Consider the following 1818-nt stretch of genomic DNA (forward strand, 5'->3'; position numbering starts at 1 on the left):
CGCGCGCCGGGCTGTCCCCCCTGCTGCTGGTCCCGATGCCCTCCGCCCGCTCCGCCGTCCGCGCCCGCGGTCACGACCCGACGCTCCGGCTGGACACCCGTCTGGCCGTCCTTCTTCTTCACCTTCACCTTGTCGAACACGCCGTTCAGCTGGCCGTTCAGCGCGTCGAGGTCCCACTTGAGCACGATCTTGCCGGACGCGTCCGGGACCAGGGTGAGCGTCTTGCCGGCGGTCTTCGGGCCGAAGTCGAAGGTCTTGGCGCCGGCCACGAGGTGGACCTTCCCGTTGACCGCGGACTTGCCGAGGCTGTCCGCGGCGGCCTGCAGGGCCTGGGTGGAGACCTTGGGCTGGGCGGCCGTGACGGCCAGCGCGACGGGCTGCTCGCTCTTGCCCGCGGCGCGGTCGCGGTAGGCCTGCTCGACCTGGTCGACGGCGGAGGCGGAGTCCACCGCCTGGCCGGCCTTGCCGGGCACCACGACCGGCTCGCCGTTGTCGCCGAACTTCACGTAGCCCTCGGTGAGGCCCTGGCCGGAGCCGGTGGCCAGCGCGTCCAGCGCGGCCTTGAGCTTGGCCCGGTCCACCTTGACCTCCGGCGCCACGGCCTTCTCGTCGCCCTTCAGCGAGGAGATCACGTCGACCGGGTTGTACGAGTGCTGGGTGAGCTTGTCCACGGTGGCCGTGGTGTCGAAGCTCAGCCCGGCGACGGCCGGGTCGAGGTCCACCGTCTGGTCGCCGATCTTCAGCTTGAGCGGCTGCTGGCCGGCCTTTCCGACGCTCTCGTCGAGCTGGTGGATCGCCTGGTCGCGGTTGCTGCCGCCGATGTCCGTGCCGAGCACGACGGTCCCCTTGGGGATGTCGGACTGGTTCAGCATCAGGCCGGTGCCGTACGCGGCGGCGCCCAGGAAGAGCACTCCGCCGACGCCGTAGACGGCGAGCTTGACCACCTTCTTGCCGGCGCCGCCCTTCCGGGCCTTGGCGGACCCGCCCTTGGGGGCGGCCGGCTTGGCGGGCTCGGCCGGCTTCGGCGCGGGCGCCGGGGCCGGCACCGCGGCGGTGGTCTCGCCGTCCGGGCGGGCGGACGCGGTGTGGAAGGGGTCGGCGGGGGAGCCGGGCTCGCCCTGGCGGCCGGGGGCGCCGGGGAAGAGGCTGCCCGGGGCGGCGGTGCCGAAGGGGTCGGTGCCGCCCGGAGCGGCGGTGCCGAACGGGTCGGTGCCGCCCGGGGCGGCGGTGCCGAAGGCGTCGGCGCCGGCCGGGAGCCGCTGGGCCGCGAACGGGTCGGTGCCGGCCGGGGCCGAGGCGAACAGGCCCGGCTGCGGCCGGCCGTTCTGCGGGGCGCCGTTGGCCTGCGGGGCGCCGTTGCGGGGCCGGCCGTTCTGGGACAGGCCGTTCTGGGGCAGGCCGGATATGGCGGCGGGCGGCGGGCCGTCCTCGCGGATCGGCTTGAAACCGTCGACCGAGGTGTCCTCCGGGTTGGCCGCGCCGGCGGCCACCGGGGCACCGGGCCGGCCGGGGGCACCGCCGGCCGGACGGCCTGCGGCCTGCGGCTGCGGACGGCCGCCGCCCTGCCGCTCACGGCGCGGCAGCGCGCCGCCCTGGACGGCGGGCTCCTCCTGCCCGAAGGGGGGCAGGGAGGGAGCGCCGGCGGGGCCGTCCTCATACACGCCGGCCTCGTCGGCCGGGGCGTCCGGGCCGGGGGCGAACGGCGAGGCGGGCGCGCCGGTGGGGCGCGGGGCGGCGGGGGAGTTGGAGGCCTGGGCGGGCGCCGGGCGGCCGTTCGGCCGGGCGCCGTTCGGCCGGGCCTCGGCACCGGCGGCGGGC

1 protein-coding gene is annotated in these 1818 nt (G+C 77.2%); it reads right to left on the minus strand.

Annotated elements, in window-relative coordinates:
* Positions 1-1818 (minus strand): peptidoglycan binding domain-containing protein (locus ABZ885_RS40405; protein ID WP_360200081.1); only part of this gene is annotated, 1818 nt, incomplete at both ends.

It is taken from the genome of Kitasatospora sp. NPDC047058, assembly GCF_040643935.1.
Lineage (GTDB): Bacteria > Actinomycetota > Actinomycetes > Streptomycetales > Streptomycetaceae > Kitasatospora.